This window comes from Bacillus sp. BF2-3, assembly GCF_008368795.1.
GTDB classification, from domain to species: domain Bacteria; phylum Bacillota; class Bacilli; order Bacillales; family Bacillaceae_G; genus Bacillus_A; species Bacillus_A cereus.
On the sequence record NZ_QOSA01000029.1, the window covers coordinates 1 to 20,861 of the forward strand.

A 20,861-nucleotide genomic window follows, 5' to 3' on the forward strand; every position below is an offset into this window, starting at 1 on the left:
GTTCAGTTTTCAAAGAACTTGTCCGCCGCTTCAGAAGCGACTTCATCATATTAACATCTTAATTTTTCGATGTCAACTAAGTTTTAAAATTTCTTTTTTGTCGTTTTCTGCGTTTCCGCATCAGCGACGTTTATTAATATACCATCACAACTTTTAAATAACAAGTGTTTTTTTATAAAAATATAAAAAAATTATCTACCCTACTTTCTTCTATAGAAGTAACTATTATCCTTACTACTGAAAATAGTTATTCTAATTGTATGCTAATACACTCCGTTCAACCAAATTGTATTTCACAATACCTTCCCAAATTTTCATTCTCTTCTATATTAAAGCTTATAATCATTATCCTTCTATAAAATAACTATATAAATTAGCCTTAAGAAAAAATCCCGTCTACATTAAACAGCCACTCGCGCGCATTATCCCCTCCCTTCTCATTCAAAAATTTCCCCCCTACAAATTAACAACATTCCAATCCTAATACAAACTTAAGGATATTCTTAGAATTTTTTTACATTTAATTAATGAAAAATATCCATTTTTTGTTATATAGTAAGAAAGGACGCACTCAACTATAAATAAACCAATGGAGGAATTATTTTATGGATAGGTTAACAAAGTTTTCATTAAAAAACTGAGCTGCCATTATCATCATGATTTTTCTCATTTCCATACTCGGTGTTTATTCCGGCTCTAAATTACCTATGGAATTTTTACCGAGTATCGACAATCCAGCAATTACCGTCACAACCTTATCTCAAGGACTCGACGCTGAAACGATGACAAAGGATGTAACTAATCCTCTCGAAAAACAATTTCGCAATTTAGAACACGTCGACACCATTACTTCTTCTACATACGAGGGATTATCACGTATCGACATTGCGTATACATCAAAAGCAAACATGAAAGATGCAGCACGCGAAGTCGAAAAAGCCGTCAATACAATTAAATTACCTAAAGATGTAACCAAGCCCGTAGTTAGTCAATTAAACACTTCTATGATTCCACTCGCTCAAATTACTATCCAGAAACAAAACGGTTTTTCAAAAGCAGATGAAAAACAAATTGAAAAAGAAATCGTACCACAACTCGAAAACATTGATGGTGTTGCCAACGTTATGTTTTTCGGAAAATCCACCTCTGAATTATCTATCGTACTTGATCCGAACCAATTAAAAAACAAAAACGTAACATCACAGCAGGTACTAACTGTTTTACAAGGAAAAGAAACTTCTACTCCAGCTGGGGCAATTACTGTTAATCAGGAAGAATACAACCTCCGCGTCATTGGGGACATAAAAAATGTAAATGACATTAAAAACATCACTGTGGCACCCCAAGTGAAATTGCAAGACATTGCTCAAATTGAAATCAAACAACACTACGATACAATCTCACATATAAACGGAGAAGAAGGCACAGGATTAATCATCATGAAAGAACCGAGTAAAAATGCAGTTGCCATTGGAAAAGAGATTGATAAAAAAGTTAAAGAGATAGATAAGGAATATAAAGATCAATTTTCCATTAAACTTTTGGCTTCAACCCATGAACAAGTTGAAAATGCTGTTACTAGCATGGGAAAAGAAGTAATACTTGGAGCAATCGCTGCAACTCTAATTATCTTAATCTTTTTACGTAACTTCCGAACAACACTCATCGCTGTTGTCAGTATTCCATTATCCATTTTATTAACACTCTTTTTACTACATCAATCTAACATTACGCTTAACATTTTAACCCTCGGTGGTTTAGCTGTTGCGGTTGGACGTCTCGTCGATGATAGTATCGTTGTCATCGAGAATATTTTCCGCCGTTTACAAAAAGATTCTTTCTCTAAAGATATCATTCTCGATGCAACGAAAGAAGTCGCAGTCGCAATTACTTCTTCTACTTTAACAACGGTCGCTGTTTTTTTACCTATCGGCCTCGTATCAGGAGCAATCGGAAAATTAATGTTACCTATGGTATTAGCAGTTGTATATTCTATATTATCATCCTTAATCGTTGCACTAACAGTTGTTCCACTTATGGCTTTTTTACTACTCAAAAAAACAAAGCATCGAAAGCCAAGTTCTTCATCACGATATGTCGCTACATTAAAGTGGGCTCTTTCTCATAAATTCATTATTCTACTTACTGCATTTTTATTATTTGTAGGATCAATTGCAGCTTATATATTACTACCGAAAGCAAACATAAAATCTGAAGACGACACAATGTTATCTATTAACATGACATTTCCAGCCCATTATAATGCTGAATCTCAAAAACAAAAAGCATTTGATTTTGAAAAGAAATTACTTTCTAATTCAGATATAACAGACGTTATTTTACGAATGGGATCTAGCGCAGAAGATGCACAATGGGGGCAAACAACTAAAAATAACCTCGCTAGTATATTCGTAGTCTTTAAAAAAGGTTCTGATATTGATCAATATATTAAAGAGTTAAAAAAGGAACATAAAACTTTTGAGCCTGCTGAACTTGATTATATAAAAACAAGTTATTCAAGCTCTGGCGGCGGCAATAACTTACAATTTAACGTAACAGCTACTAACGAAGCGGATTTAAAAGAAGCGGCTACTATCGTTGAAACAAAACTAAAAAGCATGGATGATCTTTCTAAAGTAAAAACAAATTTAGAAGACTCTAAGAAAGAATGGCAAATTCATATTGATCAAACAAAGGCTGAACAACTAGGTTTAACACCAGAAATAGCTGCGCAACAAGTAGCATTCCTTATGAAGAAATCACCTATTGGCGAAATTACAATTAATAATGAAAAAGCTACTATTATGATAGAACACAAAAAAGAAAACATTAATAAACAAGAAGATATTTTAAATACAAACATACTATCACCTATTAATGGACCAATACCTTTAAAAGACATTGCAACTATTTCAGAAAAACAAACACAAACAGAAATTTTCCATAAAGACGGAAAAGAAACAATCCAAATTACAGCCGAAGCTTCAAATGAAGATTTGAGTAAAGTAAACACAGCAGTAAATAAAGCGATGACTGACTTAGATTTACCTGGTGGTGCAAAAGTAAATATCGCAGGAGCTACTGAATCTATGCAAGAGAATTTTACAGATTTATTCAAAATTATGGGGATTGCAATCGGGATTGTATATTTAATTATGGTTATCACCTTCGGGCAAGCACGTGCTCCTTTTGCAATCCTATTCTCCTTACCATTAGCTGCTGTCGGTGGTATTTTAGGATTAATCATTTCACGAACACCTGTTGATGTAAATTCCTTGATCGGCGCATTAATGTTAATCGGGATTGTTGTTACAAACGCTATTGTATTAATAGAAAGAGTCCAACAAAATCGGGAACATGGAATGGAAACTAGAGAAGCCTTACTTGAAGCAGGTTCTACTAGACTACGCCCAATTATTATGACAGCTATTACAACAATCGTTGCTATGCTCCCACTCCTATTTGGCCAATCCCAAGCAGGAAGTATGGTATCAAAAAGTTTAGCCGTCGTTGTCATCGGCGGTTTGGCAGTCTCAACTGCTCTTACATTAGTAGTCGTTCCAGTTATGTATGAACTACTAGATAAAATCGGGAGAAAAAGACGCTCCCGTAGGAAAATAAGCACTTCTACAGAAACACCTGATATTTAAAAACAAAAGGCGTTATCTTCACAAATGAAGATAACGCCTTTTCTCTATTTAGTCATATAATCCATCATTTTTTCCACATATTGCTCTATAGGTTTACTAGAATCCACAATAAGGTATTCATTATTTGAAGGTCTTTTACTACCATTTAACCACTTTTTAAAACCTACTTCCGATTCCACCTTTTCAATTTGACTGATCATACGCTTACGTGTTTGCAGTCTCCTATTAATCTCTTCCATATCATTAAGATAACACTCAATATATTTATATTTCACACCATGTTTATTTGATAGTTCAATCCCTTTTTCAACCATTCCCTCATATAAACACGGACTATCCAATATAACACTATGCCCTTGTTCTAAATAAGAATCAATCAATACCCATTCGGCATCATACGCAAGCCCACCAACAATCGTTGATTCAATTCCTTTTACTTTTAATGATTTTAACAACGCGGATTTCAAAACATCATGATCTATAATTACAGCACCTGTTAATTTCGCTATATACTTAGAAACTGTCGATTTTCCTGACCCAGGAAAACCTGACATTTGCAGAAAAAACAAATTAAATCTCCTCTCTAAATTACATCTGTTCTTCTTTATAATTAATCACAAATTCAACAATCATTACATCCATTCCTTCTATATTAAAATACAAAAGAACCCCCTACTTATAAATAGAGAGTTCTTCTTTATAATTTATGCCGCTTTTACCTTTTTCGTTGTTTTACTTTTTCTTTTCGTTCCTGTAAAGCGCTTGTGTAATATAGATGCTATCAAGCGTGAAATAACATTGAATAGTAATACCATAATAATTAATACAGCTGCAGATTTTGTCGCAATCAACTTCGCATCTGGAATAACTCCTTCAGAATTTAATTTCCAAATGTGAACCGCTAATGTTTCAGCTGGTCTAAATGGATTTAAAGGATGCGCAGGACTTGAGAAATCCGCTGCTGAATTTAAAATCGGGGATGTTAAACCCGCTGTGTAAATTAATGCTGCCGCTTCCCCAAATATACGACCCGCCGCTAAAATAATCCCTGTAATAATTTGTGGTAATGACGATGGGATAATAATACGAGCGATTGTTTGCCACTTCGTTGCACCTAATCCAAGACTTGCCTCTTTTACATTCTGAGGAACTTCTGAAATCGCATTTTCACAAACACGCGTTAAACCTGGTAAATTTAAAATAGTTAAAGCAAGAGCACCACCCATTACTGTGTATCCCCAACCTGTCATTGTAACGAACACTAACAAACCAAATAAACCAACAACAATAGAAGGTAAAGACGCCATCGTCTCTATACATAGACGAACAAAATTTAAAAAACGTCCTTGTTTTGCGTACTCCGCTAAATATATTCCAGCACCTAATCCAAGAGGAATAGATATAATAAGCGTTATAACAAGCATGTAGAAGGAATTGAATAACTGCGGACCAATCCCACCACCAGCTCTTGTATTGCTTGGTTCTCCAAACAAGAAATTAGGATCCCAAAATCCCCATCCCTTTTGTAAAATCTCAAATACTAAGAACACTAGCAAAGCTACAACTAAAGCCGCAACCGCATAAAAGATACCCGTCCAAACTTTATTTACCGTTCTTGCATTCATTATTATCGCTCACCTCTTTGCCCAATCGCTCGAATTACTAAAATAAACAGGAATGAAATAACAAGTAAAATCATCGCTAAAGTCCATAGCGCATTGTTCCAAGCAGTTCCGTTCAATGTATTCGTCATGTCCATTGTTAAAATACCAGTTAACGTCGCTGTCGGACTATATATTCCTTCTGGTAATTTAATCGTATTCCCGATTACCATTTGAACCGCTAACGCTTCACCGAAAGCACGCGCTAAGCCTAAAACAACACCTGTTAAAATCCCTTTTTTCGCAGCAGGAACAATCACCCGGCTAATCGCTTGCCATTTCGTTGATCCTAGACCATAAGAAGCTTCTAAATAATCAAATGGAACAGAACGTATTGCATCAGAAGCGATACTAGCAATAGTAGGTAAAATCATAATACTTAATACAACAATACCTGCAATTAAACTAAAGCCTACTCCCCCAAACGAATCACGTAATAGTGGTACTAAAATCGTAACACCTAATAATCCGTATACAACCGAAGGAATACCAACTAACAATTCTAGAACAGGCTTCAATACTTTATTTCCAAACTTTGGCGAAATTAAATTCATGAATATAGCAAGAGCTATAGCAATTGGTGCACTAATAATAACCGCACCTAACGAAACCACCGTTGAACCTACAATGAAAATTAAAGCCCCGAAGGATCCTTGATCAGCATTTGGATTCCATTTTGTCGATGTTAACATCTCAGTAAATGAGATACCACTTTGTGTAAAAGATTGAATACCTTTACCACAAATAAACGCAATAATAGCTAATGTAATTAAAACAATAAAAATACCACAAAACGTAACAAGTGATCTTCCTATATATTCACTTTTCACGTAATTAATTTGCTTTTTCCCCTTCATCACAGGACAGACCCCACTTCACAGATTGAAATGAACAGGACTGGCCTTGCAGCCAGCCCCATAAAATTTTATTACTTATTTAATTTAGACATTGGAATGTAGCCCATATCTTCTACTTGCTTTTCAAAATCTTTACCTTTTACATAATCGATATAAGCTTTCGTCGCTTCCTTCGCTTCACCTTTTGTTACCATATATTCGTAAGACCAGAATGGATATTTACCAGACGCGATGTTTTCAACTTTCGGTTCAGCACCATCAATTTTCACTGTTTGTAGTGCGCCTTTTTTCTCGCCCACCATGTAAGACATTGCTAAATAACTCACCGAACCAGGAGTAGAGTTAATCGCTTGCTCTACTGCACCGTTAGAATCTTGTGTTGTACCAGTTCCATCATTAATTTTCGCGTCTTTCATAATCGTTTTTTCAAATGTAGCACGTGTACCAGATGAAGCCGGACGATTAATTACATTGATTTTTTCATCTTTTCCGCCTACTTCTTTCCAGTTTGTTACTTTTCCAGTGAAGATATCTTGTACTTGTTGCATTGTTAAGTTATCAACTTTTACATCTTTATTTACGACAAGAGCGAATGCAATACCCGCTACCTTGTTATCTACTAATTCTTTCGCCTTTTCAGCATCTTTTATTTTATCTCCGGACGGAACATCTGAATTACCAATTTGTACTGCACCAGATGCTACTTGGTTAATCCCAGTTCCACTACCGCCACCTTGAACTTGAATAGAAACTTTTGAATTTTTCTCCATGAATTTCTTTCCAGCTTCCTCCGCAAGAGGTAGAAGAGCTGTAGAACCAGCCGCTGCAATCGTACCTGATAATTCTTGTTTTGTATTATCGCTTCCTTTAGCAGTGTCTTTACTAGTTGTATCTTCTGCTTTCCCACAACCAACTAATGCTCCTGCTACCACTAAAGCTGCTAAAGAAAATTTAATACCTTTTTTCATAACCATGTCTTGTACCCCCATTTGGATTATCACTTTTCGAATTCATTTTCTTTCGAACACAAATTCATTGTAGGACAACAATATTATGTGAGTGTTAAGCAATTTTTAATTTTAAGTAAATGACGATAATAATCCTTAAAAGCTAGAAATCCCAACATTTATAGTTAAATAACCAAACAAAAACCACACTAACTACACTGCAATGTAAATATATTCTTAACAATGTAAATTCAATGTAAATGTTTTTCTCTCTTTTTCCCTTTTCGTTAAAGTTACATTTACAATTCCGCTGTATTTTGTAATTTTCACACACCTAATTTATGCACATTAAAAATAATTTCAGTAATATTTTTTAGTACAACTAAATAAATTGGAACAATTCTAAAAATAAATGAATATTTTTAAAGTACTAATTGACAACATAATCCAATGTAGTCTACTATATTACTAACAAAAAGTTTACCTTAGGAAACTTTTTAAACTCAAACTAAAAATATAGAGATGAGGTAACTTTTATGGTATCGGCTAATATAAAACCACTTTCCGAATTTAAAATAGGAGAGTTTGTACAAATTGAGAAGATACAATTAGAAGGAACTATGAAACGACGCTTATTAGATTTGGGATTTATCCCGGGGGCGACGATTAAAGTATTGCAACGCAGTCCACTTGGAGATCCGGTCGCTTATCAAGTGAGTAACACAACTATTGCACTGCGTAAAGAAGAAAGCTCCCTTATTTTCGGGGTATTAATAGGAGATGATTTCAGATGAGCAAACATCGTATCGCTTTAGCTGGTAACCCGAATACAGGGAAAAGTACATTATTTAATACTTTAACAGGCTTAAAACAACATACTGGAAACTGGACGGGAAAAACTGTTTTAAAAGCTGAAGGAGAATATGAACATAACGGAAGTAATTATACATTAATAGATTTACCTGGAACCTACTCACTATACTCAAATTCCGCAGACGAAGAAGTAGCGAGGGATTATATTATATTTGAAAAACCAGAAGTAACTGTAGTTGTTATAGACGCAACTGCTATGGAAAGAAATTTAAATTTAGCACTTCAAGTGATGGAGATGACAAACAATGTAGTCATTTGCATTAACTTAATTGATGAAGCCGAGAAAAAAGGGATTGTTATCGATGAAAAGAAATTAGCAAAATCACTTGGTGTACCTGTCGTTAAAATTTCAGCACGTAACCGAGTAGGTATTGGTCATTTGCTAAATGTTATTGCAAAAGTAGCAAATAAAAAACTAATTCCAACACCAATTAAAATTACTTACAGCGAAAAAATCGAAAATATGATTCAGGAATTAGAACCACAAATTTATAAAGTGTTCGGTGATACGTATCCAGCACGTTGGATTGCGTTACGTATATTAGATGGAGATAAAAATTTCTTAACTACACTTCAAAAACACCATAATGAACCACTTGTAAGGGAGGTCGTAATTAATGGAATCTCACTCAGCCAGTAAAGCTCTTCCATTAGACTATATTATTCAACATGCACAAACACTTTCAAAAGAAGATATACGAGATGATATAGTCGGAGATATTTACCGAACATCTGCAAGCATATGTAAAGAATCTGTCCAATATACAAATACTGATAAATTATATCGTTCCGAAAAACTAGATAAAATTTTCACATCTCCAATCTGGGGATTCCCAATTATGCTCGGTATTTTATCTATTATTTTTTATCTTACAATTGCAGGCGCTAACGTACCATCTGATATGATTGCCGAATTCTTCGGATGGGCCGAAGGATATTTAACATCTTGGTTCCAAGCAGCGCATGCACCTGAATGGTTACATGGCATTTTAATACTTGGTTTGTTCCGTGGTATCGGTGCTGTTATTAGCGTTATGTTACCACCTATGGCAATCTTTTTCCCTATGTTCGCGCTATTAGAAAATTACGGATACTTACCACGTGTCGCGTTTAATATGGACCGCTTATTCAAACGATCCGGCGCACACGGGAAACAATCTTTAACAATGGCAATGGGATTTGGTTGTAATGCAGCAGCCATTATGTCAACACGTATCATTGAATCACCACGTGAACGTATGCTAGCAATTTTAACGAACAACTTCGTTCCTTGTAACGGTCGCTGGCCTATGTTAATTTTAATGGCTTCACTATTTATGGCTGCTGGTTATACAGGCAGTATGCAAACATTGGTTACTGCTGGCGTTGTAGTTGGAATGGTTGTACTTGGTGTTATTATGACATTAACTGTTTCTTGGGTACTATCAAAAACAGCCTTAAAAGGGGTTCCAACTCACTACACACTTGAGTTACCTCCGTACCGCAAGCCAAAAGTTTGGAATACAATTGTTCGCGCAACACTCGATAAATCAATCTACGTTTTAAAACGAGCTATAGTTGTTGCTGCCCCTGCGGCTGCATTAACTTGGTTACTTGCTAACATTTTTATTGGTGACACAAGCTTACTTATGTATTTTGTAAACTTCCTAGATCCATTTGCTAAAATGTTAGGACTTGACGGGTTTATTCTAGCTGCATTCATTCTTGGACTACCTGCTAATGAAATTGTAATCCCAATTTTATTAATGTCTTACTTATCAACTGGGGCTTTAACTGAAATAGATGATTTTAATCAAATTAAAAATCTATTCCTAGAAAATGGTTGGACTTGGTTAACAGCGTTAAACACAATGTTGTTCTCACTTCTTCATTTCCCGTGCGGAACAACACTGGTTAACATATACAAAGAAACAAAAAGTGCAAAATGGACATTCTTATCGTTTGCAATCCCTACCGTTATCGCCATTGTTGTTACATTCCTCTCTACACAATTGGTACATTGGTTAGGGCTTGTATAAAACAAAGCATACATAGAAGGCATCCCCCTTCACATATGCTTTGTCCGAAAGAAACCTGAAAATCATTCAGGTTTCTTTTTTTGTACATCAGTATTCCACGGCTGCGCTCCATACGTTGTGAGTTTTTTATGAATGAAATATATAGCCCCCGGCAGCACCGCCATTAATATCGTGCAACTAATTCCTAATCCAGTAAACAACTTTCATCACCTTATTTCACTCTTTTCGGTAAAGCTGAACCTGAATGTTCAATTGTTGGATGAACGTGAACAGTAATTTCAGCATTACTAAAGTAATTTTCGCCTTGATCCCAATTCTTACTTATTTTTGTCCATTCTTTATAATTATGTCTCTTATACACTTCCCCTAACTCTAATACATCTACCTTATATTTTTTTTGAACAAGCTTAATCGATTTTTGAATACGCTCCTCCATTTCTTCCGATATATCCTTCTCTAAACGTTTTTCATTCAAAACCTTTTTATGATCACTAAAGTGCAACTCAGCTATTGTACCTTCCAGAGATAAATGAATATTAAATTTCGGTTTTGTAGCATTCGTTGTGGATACTTTAATTTTTCGACGTAACTTATGAATTTCATATGTAATAAGTTGATCCTTTTTACGAATGGTAAAAAAACCTCCAATTTTTTTACCTATTATATAATTCATCCCTAATGTTTCTTCCCCACTCAAATTGCCTACACACTTATTATCCTTTCCACGAAACAATGCTGCACCGTTCATTTGTACCCCTTGTTTTGTTAGTTCAAGAATAGGTAATACAAAACTTCGGTTAGAGATCATCTTTTCCTGCACCTCACCAATTCTTGCAGCCTCAATCATTTGGGCATTTTTTGGAGGGTGTTCAGCTAACATATCAATATACTGCGCCGGTAAATTTTCAGGCTTGGCACTTTGTTTTAAAATAGCTTCGGCATTTTTATTAGAAACGAACAAACGAATATTTCTTCTCATCTCATGATCGCGAATATATACATCTAACGTATTTTGCAAAATGTATGGATGTGAAAGTAATTCTTCAGAGAAAATAATCACTTGTATATGAGGGAAAAATAATGTACGACTAATTTTTTTGGCGATTATTCTTATTTGTTCAAATACACTATCTGCTTTTGCACTAACATTAATATAATTTTCGCTATCCCCACCCCCTTGTCCACCCTGTTGAGACAATTTACTAGGGAGTACCATCTGATAGGTTCCTTTCATAATTGGATTCGCTTTCTTCTCCTTTACGATATCGTAAGCCGCTCCTACTACAAATCCTCTTTCTTCTATCTCTTCTAACTCAGAACACCCACTCATAAATCCAGTTAAAGCCATAACCATTATAATTTTAAGAAGGTGTTTCATTTCCACCATTCCTTCTTTTTATTTTATATACAATTAAAACGAGCAAAGGCGCTAACACAACAAACCCCATATCTATCCAAGCTAAATAAGTCCCATAACTTGATAAAGCATTTAAACTACTAGGTATCATATTCACCATAAAAATAATAGGGGCACTTACGAAAATAAAAATATGTTTCTTCACTTTCGGAAACATAGCACAAAACAATAAAGATGCGACATCATAATACATTGCTGTAGTGTTATAAATAGTAATAATCCAAGTCGTAAAAAAAATCGCATCAAACCTTTCTAAAAATCCTCCACCAATTTCAATTTCTTTCCCTAATTCAATTGTTGGATATGTCAATCCACGTGTTGTCATATAAGTAAAAACACTAATACAAGTTACATAAATTAAAATGTATGACAGCACGTTTACCATCACCGCTTTCGCGACTGCCATTGGCGCTTTTTTCGCTGTCTTATCATTCAGCAAAACCGCATAAAATAACGCTACTTCAAATCCAATAAACGTAAAAATAGAATTTTTAACTCCAACAGCATATTGACTTACTTTCGTTTGAAAAGCTGGTAGTAAATTATTTATTTCCATTAAATTTATATTCAATAAAGAAAGAAGTACTATCGCAATTAAAACAATAGGTAAGAATAAAACATTTAACCTTAATAAGGCTGCTCTTGATCCTGCTATTCCATAAATAACAACTAATAAGAAGAAGAAAGACAGTAGTTGTATTGGTGTATCACTAAATAAATACGTTTGAGAAATAACTGAAATCATTCGCGATTCATATGCTGTCAAAGCAGCAAACGTTAATACTAAAATACTACTAATTGTGTATGCAACAGGCTTCGTCAAATGCGCACTCGTATATTGAACAAAATTTTGTTTTGGAAATAAGATAGCCACTCTCGTCACAAACCAACCTAAAACCGCGCAGATCAATCCACCCAAAAGCAAGATAATCCAACCGTCCGAAAATAAAGTTTGGTTAGCGATATCTCTTGGCATAGACAATGCCCCTATACCAATAATGGTCGATGATACCGCAAACCCAATTTCACGAGATCCAATCTCTTCATCGCCATACTCAAATGGTTTCACTTATTTTCGCTCCTTTGGACGTATTGTAGAATCTTTTGTTTGTAAGTACTCTGGTCTATCTTTCAACATCGATTTTGGCATGCGAATAAATTCTTCTTTCCAATCTTTATAAAATGCAGGAGCAATTGGAGTTGTATACGGTATACCAACACTTGTTAAATTTGTAATATGAATAGCAAGTGCGATCAGAGCTAGAATGATCCCATACAGCCCAAAAGCCGTTGCAGCTAATACAAAGACGAAAAGTAAAATTCGGAACGTAATCGTAATACTATATACAGGAAGCGAAAACGTAGCAATCGCAGTAACTGCAATAATAATAACTAAAAACGGATTTACAATCCCTGCATTTACCGCAGCTTCTCCAATTACAAGACCTCCTACAATCCCTATCGTTTGTCCCATCGGTTTCGGCAATCGGATTCCAGCTTCTCGTATTAATTCCATAGTCAAGGCCATCATTAACGTTTCAATATATGCAGGAAACGGAACACCTTCCCTCGCACCTGCAATTGAATAAGCCAGTTTAGAAGGAATAAGTCCTTGATGATAAGATACAAGTGCTACATACATAGCTGGTAACAAAACCGCAATTATGCCTGAACCCATACGTAAAAATCTTAATAACGTTCCAATCACCCAGCGCTCGTAATGATCTTCTACAGATTGAAAAATATCAACAAACACAAGTGGTGCAATAAGAGCAAACGGGGATCCGTCTACTAAAATGGCTGCCTTCCCTTTCGCTAATGAGGCTATAATATTATCAGGCCTCTCTGTATTCAAAAACTGTGGAAATGGGGATAAATTATTATCCTGAATTAATTGTTCAATCGTACCTGTTTCCAAAACGACATCTGTCACTATTGATTGAAGACGGCGATCTAACTCTTTTACAATGTGAGGATTAATAATATCTTCTATATATACTAGGGTTACTTCTTTCTGCGATCGCTTCCCCATAATATAAGATTGGAACCTCAACTTTGGATCGCGTAAACTGCGTCGGATTAACATTTTATTCACATTAATATCTTCATTTAATCCAACTCTCGGTCCGCGTATTAAATCTTCTGTCACTGGTGGTTCTAAACTTCGCTTCTCCCAGGCCCTACTATTAATAACGATAGCGGTTTGAATATTATCAATTAATATAACTGTATCTCCCGCTAATATCGCATTCATAATATCTGGAAACTTCGTCTTTACACCCACTTCTGCGATAGAAATAAAACGATCCAATAACGTTTGAACAACAGCTTCCTCATTTATAATTTCTTCGTATTGCAGTGTGCGAATGACATATTTATAAACATTATCCTTATCTGTCAATCCACATAAAAACACAACCGCACAACGTGTAAAACTCCCAGCAAGAGCAACTTCTCTAATTGTTAAATCATTAGGTGAACCTAACTCATCCCTAATTTCTTTCATAACTTCAAATAAGTTACCTTCAAGCTCTAACAATTTCCCCACCTAGCTTCCTTTTCAACAAGTTTTTAGTTAGATTCCGCTAATAGAAGGAAATATATACAAAAAAAGAGCTATCTCTTTTCAAAGATAGCTCTAATAAAGTAAAACTTTAATCACCCCTCACCAATCGGGCTTTTACGGACAGTTTAATCCCCACCTAACTTCTTTGCTTCCGCTGAATTTTGAGGTGGGGGTCTTACTGCCCGTTAATGCAGGATAAACGAATTACTTTTCTACTATTATAGTGTTTTTCTTTATAAATACACCTTTTGTAAATCCACTAACTACAAACATCACAATTATATTAATTAACAATGCGACTATACCTACATTCAAATCTTTTATATACTGCGGGAAACTCGGAAACATCGTGGCTATAGTTGAACCAGATAAGGTAATATATGCGACCACTAATAGCCCAACTCCCATTCCTGCAATCGCCCCTTGCTTCGTAATAATTTGACGTGGAAACAAGCTACATACAAGTGCAGGGAAAAGTTGTGTAACGATACTGTATCCCATTAATAGAAGTGCTCCTATTGTTTCTCCTCCTTTAAATGTAAATAAAACTGCCACGAGCGTTACTACAGGCACAAATAATTTTGCCATCTTAGCAACTTGTCTATCTGAAGCAGACGGGACTATCGTTCGGTAAATATTTTTTGCTAACAGTGTAGAAGCCGCCATAACAAGCATAGACCCTGGAACCAATGCCGTTAATACTCCCGCACTACCAATAATTCCAATAAACCAAGGATCAAAAGTTTGTAAAGCAAGACGGAATAACGAAAGATCTACATCCGCTCCCTTTAACCCAGGAACTTGCAATATAGCAGCAAATCCTGCAAAAAATACGAAAAGTAAAACTAAAGAATACAATGGCATAATTGCTGCATTTTTACGAAATACTTTTTCATTTTTTGCAGAAAAAGCAGAAGCAAATGTATGAGGCCACATATAAAAACCGAGGGCCGTTAATATAATAGTAGAAACAAACCAAGAAATACTCATTCCTTCTTCAGGTAAAGATAAAAATCCCGGGTTCGCTGCCTCTACAGCCTCAAACATCGGCTGAAATCCTCCATAATAATGATACGGCAAATATATACCTAAAAACATAACGATAAACAGTATCATAATATCCTTCAAAGCAGCCGTCCAAGCCGAACCATGTATACCTGAAACCATTACATATATAGTTATAACAATAGCACCGATCCATACTGCAACAACAGGTGACACCCTTCCGTAAGAAGCTTCTGAAACGATAATTCCCAGTCCTTTTAACTGTAAAACAAGATATGGGATGATGGAAACAACACCAACAATCGAAACAATAAGTCCAAGCGCTTTACTTCTATATTTCTTCGCAAAAAAATCTGACTGTGAAACAAGGTTATGCTCTTTCGCATACTTCCAAATGGGTGGCAATAAAAAATACGATAAAAGATAAGCTAAAGCACCATATCCCAAAATATAAAAGGTAGGTGCTCCTTTACTATATGCCCAGCCGCTTCCCCCTAAAAATGTAAACGTCGTATAAATTTCACCTGCCATAAGGAGAAAAACAAAAATAGTGCCAAATCCTCTTCCTCCAACTGACCATTGTTCTAAATTCATATCTTTTCCATGTTGTGCCCGAATCCCTAAAAATAGTGCGAGAAACAAAAATAAAATAATGATAAGTAATGCAGTCATTTTACATCCTCCTTATTAGCAGGATCAAACACGTACACAAGCCCCATACAAAAAGATGTAATAAACACTGATAATAATACCCAAAATAATAAAAATGGCATCCCTAATACGTAAGGAGTAACTGAATTCGCAAATATTGGCCCAACTACTAAACAAAGAACTGGGATAAGCGCTAGAATGTGTATTTTCTTCATCTCATTCTCCTTTACTTATAAAGTTCATAATGGCTGATACAAAGACTTCCACTCCAATCGGTAATGCATCTTCGTCAATCGTAAAACGAGGGTGATGGTGAGGATATATAATACCTTTCTCTTTATTTCCCGCTCCAATAAAAAAGAATGTCCCCGGTGCCTTTTGTAAAAACGCTGAAAAATCTTCTCCAGCCATCGTCGGCTGTAAACGAACAACTCTATCCCTTCCATAAAGTTGTAATGCCGTTTGTTCAATAAGCTCTGTAGCTTCATAATCATTTACAACTGGTCGATATCCATATTCATATGAAAATGTATATTTCGCTCCGTAAGATTCCGTAATATGCTTCACAATCCGCTCAATCTTCTTCTCTGTTTCACCTCGTAATTCATGTCTTAAACTTCTTACTGTCCCTTCAATCTCAGCTTGCTCTGGTATTACATTATGAGTTGTCCCAGCATGAAATTGCGTAACAGATATTACGAGAGAATCTAATGGATTCGTGAGGCGAGATACAATTTGCTGAAGTTGCGAAACGACTTGTGTTCCGATTGCAATACTATCCACCGTTTCATGAGGGATTCCAGCATGTCCACCTTTCCCCTCTATCTTAATTTTAAAAACATCCGGTGCAGCCATTGCAGGACCATAAATAACACCTATTTTCCCAACCTCTAACGACGCCCAAAGGTGAGCACCAATAATATAATCCACACCTTCCATTACACCTGCAGCAACCATCTCCTCTGCACCACCAGGAAAATTCTCTTCAGCATGTTGGAATAGAAAACGAATCTCCCCTTTAATCTTCTCTCTTTCTTCTACCAACTTATGTACAACCCCAAGTAATATCGCTATATGTCCATCATGACCACATGCATGCATTACACCTTTATATGTAGAAATAAAATCAAACTCATTTTCTTCATGAATAGGAAGAGCATCCATATCGGCTCGAATCGCAACTGTTTTGCCCGGATGTTTACCTACTAACTTTGCCATCACACTATATTTAGTCGGCCGTGACACTTCTAAATATGGGAATTTCCGAAGTATATCGAACACAAACTGCGATGTTTTCTCTTCTTGAAAAGATAACTCTGGATACTTATGAAAATGCCTTCTCCACTCAACTAACTGATTTTTTGACAAAACAAGTTCCTTTGCAACATCCATTTCTCTTCTCCCCTTCTTCACCAAGTTAAATGTTATTATAACGTGAATCGTTAACTTTTAAAAGAATCTTCTGAATTTTCAGTGTTAATAAACCAAAAAGAAAAAGCCATCCCAAAGATGACTTTTTCATTATTATAAAATAGTAATTGCTTGTTTTCCCATTTGCTCCCAAGCTTTCTCAAATTCTGCTCGCGGAACAGCCAAACGTGGATTATTTTTAAGAGGATCATTTACATATACAAAGTTTTGATCATATCCAATTACTACTGCACTATGCTCATAATATGTAATTTTCACTTCGCCTGAACTCGTATTCCATGTTTCAAAACTACTTTCAGCTAGCGGCTTAAACGTCGTATTAATAATGACCCATACCGGAGAGCCAGAACTAATTACTTTATATATATCTTGCATGTCTCTACCTGTTAAATTAATTACTTTTTCAGGAACATATTTTTCTGCTAAATCAAAGATTGGTTTATTGTATACACCATATCCAGGCTCTGCCTTTGTATAAATATTTCCTACAAATCCCTCGTAAGGATTTCCACGCAAACCATTTTGTTCAAATGGAACACGATGAATTTCGCTAGCAAGTTGCATCTTATCTACTTGTACACCTTTATATTGCAGCAACATAGCTAAACTTGTCACTTCACACCCTCTAGGCAATTCTGGTAATTGTTTAATAAACGGAACATCTTCAATCATAGCTGCTTCTTTCATTTCAGATAGAAACTCTAAGCGTAGAACTTGCGCCTTTTGCATGATTTTATCTTTTCCTATAAAAAATGCAGCAGCAAGTATAATCCCAAAAACAAAAAGATATTTTAACTTTTTCATTATAAACAAAACTCCATTAATTATTATTTTACAGATACACCTCTTATCATTGTACCCTTCTTCTTACTAGTTTGCTAGAAAGATCATGTGAATTATCGCTCATAGAATTAATTATAAAAATTCTAATTATTTTTAATAAAAAGAAAAATAAATATACATTTACAGAATATTTTGCTAAAATCAAAATTGTTAACATAGTGAAGATATCACCATGTTAACAAACATTCTTAGAGTATTTAGTCATAGTTCGTTTTTTTACATACTCCATTCATTTCATAGCAAATAAACCGAGTGTGTGTTGCATCCCCCACTAATGATTAAAAACTCAGAATAAAACGAAGTTCACACATTCAAGAAAATACGGGGTGAGGGACATATGAATCAACAAATTGAACAAACAGATTTAAAACGAACAATGAAAAGTAGACACCTATTTATGATTGCACTCGGCGGTGTTATCGGAACCGGGTTATTTATGGGATCTGGTCAAATTGTCCATAATGCCGGACCTGGTGGTGCTATTCTTGCATTTTTAGTCGGTGGATTTGTTATGTATTTAACGATGTTATGTCTTGGTGAATTATCCGTCGCTATGCCAGAAGCAGGTTCATTCCAAAGTTATGCAAGCAAATTCATTTCACCTGGTTTTGGATTTGTTGTCGGTTGGATGTATTGGTTAAATTGGGCTGTTACAGTTGGCGTAGAGTTAACAACTGTAAGTATTTTAATGAAACGCTGGTTTCCAGACGTTTCTTCCTGGATTTGGTGCGTTACATTTGCAGCAGCACTCTTCCTCGTAAACGCTTTATCAGCAAAAGCATATGCAGAAGCAGAGTTTTGGTTCGCAAGTGTAAAAGTCGCAACAATTGTTATTTTCATCGTACTTGGCGGCGCTGTTATGTTCGGTCTACTAGACTTTAATGGAAAGCCAGCTCCAATGCTTCATAATTTCACTGAAAATGGCGGGCTATTTCCAAATGGTGCATTAGCTGTTCTTCTTACGATGATTACAGTAAATTACTCCTTCCAAGGAACAGAATTAATCGGAATCGCTTCAGGCGAAAGTGAAAATCCTGAAAAAACAATTCCAAAAGCAATTAAAAACACAATTTGGCGAACTCTCTTCTTCTTCGTCTTAGCGATATCAGTTGTTGTAGGTTTACTCCCATGGCAAGAGGCTAATCTAGTCGAAAGTCCCTTTGTACTTGTATTTGATGTAGCCGGTGTCCCATATGCAGCAGACATTATGAACTTTGTTATTATTACAGCTGTATTATCCGTTGCTAACTCTGGTCTCTACGCAAATTCTCGTATGCTGTGGGCGATGGCAAAACAAGGAATGGCAAGTCCAGCATTTACGAAATTAACTAAAAAAGGTGTACCGCTAAATGCATTAATTTTCAGCCTAATTTTCGCTAGCCTGTCCTTACTAACAAGTGTATTTGCGGCAGATACTGTCTTTCTAGTTTTAACATCTATTGCAGCAATGGCTGCCGTTGTCGTTTGGATGTCAATCGCCGCTTCACAGTTTTTCTTCCGTAGAAATTTCGTGAAAAACGGTGGCAACATAAATGATTTAAAATATCGTACACCGCTCTATCCACTAGTTCCAATCGTAGCGTTTTCGCTGAATTTCATTACATTTGTTAGTTTGGCTTTCATTCCAGATCAAAGAATTGCTCTTTATTGTGGCATTCCATTTATGATTATTTGTTACATTTTATATCAAGTTAAATATAAAAAAATTGTCACACTTGAACAGCCACGAACTGTCATACGAGAAATAAACTAAATATACAAAATATTCAGCTATCTTTCTTATGATAAGATAGCTTTTTTCTATTTCTTGGATATCCTGGTATAACTTTATTTATCTTAAAATTTTCACAATCACGTTTTTCCCTGGAAAATAGTTTACAATGTAATCAAGTTACAAATGATATTCACCTTAAAAAGTGTGCATTTGTGTCTATTTTTTAACAATATATCAAAAACTATTGCCTTCTATAAATTAATAGGTTTATATTGTTTTATTGGCATAGTTTCAATCCAAGGAGAAAGGAGATTTTCAATCGTGCAACTAAAGAAAGCGTTTTGGAAGTTGGCTTCGCTTCTTCCGTTATCATTACTTCTGTTCCTCGGTGGCTGTGATAAAAAACTCGCAGTATTAAATCCGCAAGGACCTGTTGCAAAAGCACAGTATGATTTAATTGTTTGGTCATTCTTGCTTATGTCATTAATTATCGCAATTGTATTCATTCTGTTTACAGTCATCTTGATTCGTTATCGTGAAAAACCAGAGAATATGGACTATGAGCCACCTGAACAACACGGTAACACATTACTAGAAATTATTTGGACGCTTGTTCCTGTTATTATCGTTATCGCATTATCGATTCCAACAGTAAAAGCAACTTATGCTTCGGAAGAGGTTCCGAAAGAGTCCAAACATATTAAACCAGTTGAAATTTATGTTACATCTGCAAACTGGAAATGGTTATTCAGTTACCCAGAGGAAAAAATTGAAACCGTTAACTATTTAAACATCCCAGCTGGTGTACCAATTCAATTCAAACTGACTTCTGTCGGCCCAATGAATGCTTTCTGGGTACCAGAACTTGGTGGTATGAAGTACACAATGGATGGCATGATTATGGATCTTTATTTACAAGCTGATAAGCCAGGTTCTTACCTAGGCCGTAGTGCGAACTTTTCTGGTGAAGGATTCACACACATGGAGTTCGAAGTTGAAGCAAAAACTAAAGAGAAATATGACAAGTGGGTTAAAGAAGTACAAGAAACTGCTCCTAAACTAACAGAAGCTAAGTACAACGAAATTGTTAAACCTGGTGTAGTTGGTCGTATGACATTCTCTAGTCACCACTTAAGTTATGTAGATCCAAAATCACTTGAATATTGTGATTACAACTACTACAAAAACAAAAAATAATAGCTATTATTCCAACAGATTGGAGTGAACA

18 protein-coding genes are annotated in these 20,861 nt (G+C 35.5%); 6 read left to right on the forward strand and 12 right to left on the reverse strand.

Annotated elements, in window-relative coordinates:
- Positions 1-656: 656 nt before the first annotated feature.
- A complete protein-coding gene (locus DN401_RS21265) occupies positions 657-3,650 on the forward strand; it encodes an efflux RND transporter permease subunit (RefSeq protein WP_149287915.1) in 2,994 nt (997 codons plus the stop codon).
- 44 nt (positions 3,651-3,694) lie between these two features.
- On the opposite strand, the gene DN401_RS21270 is transcribed toward DN401_RS21265, so the two are convergent.
- From DN401_RS21270 to DN401_RS21285, 4 genes are all read right to left on the reverse strand, one after another.
- Entirely contained in the window at positions 3,695-4,219 is a 525-nt protein-coding gene (locus DN401_RS21270) for a P-loop nucleotide/nucleoside kinase family protein (protein ID WP_000465755.1), read from the reverse strand.
- Positions 4,220-4,354: 135 nt separating this feature from the next.
- A complete protein-coding gene (gene pstA / locus DN401_RS21275; protein WP_000994141.1) occupies positions 4,355-5,275 on the reverse strand; it encodes a phosphate ABC transporter permease PstA in 921 nt (306 codons plus the stop codon).
- 2 nt (positions 5,276-5,277) lie between these two features.
- On the reverse strand, positions 5,278-6,168 hold the full coding sequence (gene pstC / locus DN401_RS21280) for a phosphate ABC transporter permease subunit PstC (protein ID WP_000676676.1): 891 nt from the start codon (positions 6,166-6,168) through the stop codon (positions 5,278-5,280).
- Between the two features lie 71 nt (positions 6,169-6,239).
- Positions 6,240-7,142 (reverse strand): phosphate ABC transporter substrate-binding protein PstS family protein, encoded by a 903-nt coding sequence (locus tag DN401_RS21285; RefSeq protein WP_000245108.1) that lies wholly within the window; start codon positions 7,140-7,142, stop codon positions 6,240-6,242.
- A 509-nt stretch (positions 7,143-7,651) separates the two neighbouring features.
- Here DN401_RS21285 and DN401_RS21290 point away from each other — a divergent pair.
- From DN401_RS21290 to DN401_RS21300, 3 genes are read left to right on the forward strand one after another with little or no spacing between them, the layout of a single operon-like run.
- A complete protein-coding gene (locus DN401_RS21290) occupies positions 7,652-7,909 on the forward strand; it encodes a FeoA family protein (protein WP_000252982.1) in 258 nt (85 codons plus the stop codon).
- Positions 7,906-8,628 carry a FeoB small GTPase domain-containing protein gene (locus tag DN401_RS21295; protein ID WP_000033865.1) on the forward strand — a complete coding sequence of 241 codons (723 nt, stop codon included), beginning with the start codon at positions 7,906-7,908 and terminating at the stop codon, positions 8,626-8,628. The genes DN401_RS21290 and DN401_RS21295 overlap by 4 nt, the downstream gene beginning before the upstream one ends.
- Positions 8,606-10,006: a nucleoside recognition domain-containing protein gene (locus DN401_RS21300; RefSeq protein ID WP_000443605.1), complete on the forward strand. Its 1,401-nt coding sequence runs from the start codon at positions 8,606-8,608 to the stop codon at positions 10,004-10,006. The genes DN401_RS21295 and DN401_RS21300 overlap by 23 nt, the downstream gene beginning before the upstream one ends.
- 62 nt (positions 10,007-10,068) lie before the next feature.
- Here the strand turns inward: DN401_RS21300 and DN401_RS29925 are convergent, their stop codons facing one another.
- From DN401_RS29925 to DN401_RS21335, 8 genes are all read right to left on the reverse strand, one after another.
- Positions 10,069-10,206, reverse strand: coding sequence for a hypothetical protein (locus DN401_RS29925; protein WP_000493991.1), 138 nt, complete (start codon positions 10,204-10,206; stop codon positions 10,069-10,071).
- Between the two features lie 11 nt (positions 10,207-10,217).
- Positions 10,218-11,384 carry a spore germination protein GerLC gene (gerLC, locus tag DN401_RS21305; protein WP_000681629.1) on the reverse strand — a complete coding sequence of 389 codons (1,167 nt, stop codon included), beginning with the start codon at positions 11,382-11,384 and terminating at the stop codon, positions 10,218-10,220.
- Entirely contained in the window at positions 11,368-12,492 is a 1,125-nt protein-coding gene (gerLB, locus tag DN401_RS21310) for a spore germination protein GerLB (protein ID WP_000802005.1), read from the reverse strand. Before gerLB ends, gerLC begins: the two co-directional genes overlap by 17 nt.
- Complete coding sequence (gerLA, locus tag DN401_RS21315) at positions 12,493-13,971, reverse strand: spore germination protein GerLA (protein WP_002023287.1); 1,479 nt, start codon at positions 13,969-13,971, stop codon at positions 12,493-12,495.
- Between the two features lie 222 nt (positions 13,972-14,193).
- Positions 14,194-15,666: a sodium:solute symporter family protein gene (locus DN401_RS21320; RefSeq protein ID WP_000125939.1), complete on the reverse strand. Its 1,473-nt coding sequence runs from the start codon at positions 15,664-15,666 to the stop codon at positions 14,194-14,196.
- Positions 15,663-15,860 carry a DUF3311 domain-containing protein gene (locus DN401_RS21325; RefSeq protein WP_000719833.1) on the reverse strand — a complete coding sequence of 66 codons (198 nt, stop codon included), beginning with the start codon at positions 15,858-15,860 and terminating at the stop codon, positions 15,663-15,665. The genes DN401_RS21320 and DN401_RS21325 overlap by 4 nt, the downstream gene beginning before the upstream one ends.
- Position 15,861: 1 nt before the next feature.
- A complete protein-coding gene (locus DN401_RS21330) occupies positions 15,862-17,037 on the reverse strand; it encodes an amidohydrolase (RefSeq protein WP_000382128.1) in 1,176 nt (391 codons plus the stop codon).
- Positions 17,038-17,169: 132 nt separating this feature from the next.
- On the reverse strand, positions 17,170-17,880 hold the full coding sequence (locus DN401_RS21335; protein WP_000734488.1) for a C39 family peptidase: 711 nt from the start codon (positions 17,878-17,880) through the stop codon (positions 17,170-17,172).
- A 376-nt stretch (positions 17,881-18,256) separates the two neighbouring features.
- On the opposite strand from DN401_RS21335, the gene DN401_RS21340 reads away from it, so the two are divergent.
- Both DN401_RS21340 and DN401_RS21345 read left to right on the forward strand, forming a co-directional pair.
- Positions 18,257-19,672: an amino acid permease gene (locus DN401_RS21340; protein WP_001075759.1), complete on the forward strand. Its 1,416-nt coding sequence runs from the start codon at positions 18,257-18,259 to the stop codon at positions 19,670-19,672.
- A gap of 282 nt (positions 19,673-19,954) precedes the next feature.
- The gene (locus DN401_RS21345; RefSeq protein WP_001176165.1) at positions 19,955-20,830 is read left to right on the forward strand and encodes a cytochrome aa3 quinol oxidase subunit II; all 876 of its coding nucleotides are present in this window, start codon (positions 19,955-19,957) and stop codon (positions 20,828-20,830) included.
- Positions 20,831-20,861 lie beyond the last annotated feature (31 nt).

Coding starts and splice junctions, on each gene's coding strand:
- DN401_RS21300 (WP_000443605.1), top strand. CDS start 8,606: ATGGAATCTCACTCAGCCAGTAAAGCTCTTCCATTAGACTATATTATT.
- DN401_RS21330 (WP_000382128.1), bottom strand. CDS start 17,037: ATGGATGTTGCAAAGGAACTTGTTTTGTCAAAAAATCAGTTAGTTGAG.
- gerLC (WP_000681629.1), bottom strand. CDS start 11,384: ATGAAACACCTTCTTAAAATTATAATGGTTATGGCTTTAACTGGATTT.
- DN401_RS21290 (WP_000252982.1), top strand. CDS start 7,652: ATGGTATCGGCTAATATAAAACCACTTTCCGAATTTAAAATAGGAGAG.
- DN401_RS21320 (WP_000125939.1), bottom strand. CDS start 15,666: ATGACTGCATTACTTATCATTATTTTATTTTTGTTTCTCGCACTATTT.
- DN401_RS21335 (WP_000734488.1), bottom strand. CDS start 17,880: ATGAAAAAGTTAAAATATCTTTTTGTTTTTGGGATTATACTTGCTGCT.
- pstA (WP_000994141.1), bottom strand. CDS start 5,275: ATGAATGCAAGAACGGTAAATAAAGTTTGGACGGGTATCTTTTATGCG.
- DN401_RS21265 (WP_149287915.1), top strand. CDS start 657: ATGATTTTTCTCATTTCCATACTCGGTGTTTATTCCGGCTCTAAATTA.
- DN401_RS21285 (WP_000245108.1), bottom strand. CDS start 7,142: ATGGTTATGAAAAAAGGTATTAAATTTTCTTTAGCAGCTTTAGTGGTA.
- pstC (WP_000676676.1), bottom strand. CDS start 6,168: ATGAAGGGGAAAAAGCAAATTAATTACGTGAAAAGTGAATATATAGGA.
- DN401_RS21325 (WP_000719833.1), bottom strand. CDS start 15,860: ATGAAGAAAATACACATTCTAGCGCTTATCCCAGTTCTTTGTTTAGTA.
- DN401_RS21340 (WP_001075759.1), top strand. CDS start 18,257: ATGAATCAACAAATTGAACAAACAGATTTAAAACGAACAATGAAAAGT.
- DN401_RS21295 (WP_000033865.1), top strand. CDS start 7,906: ATGAGCAAACATCGTATCGCTTTAGCTGGTAACCCGAATACAGGGAAA.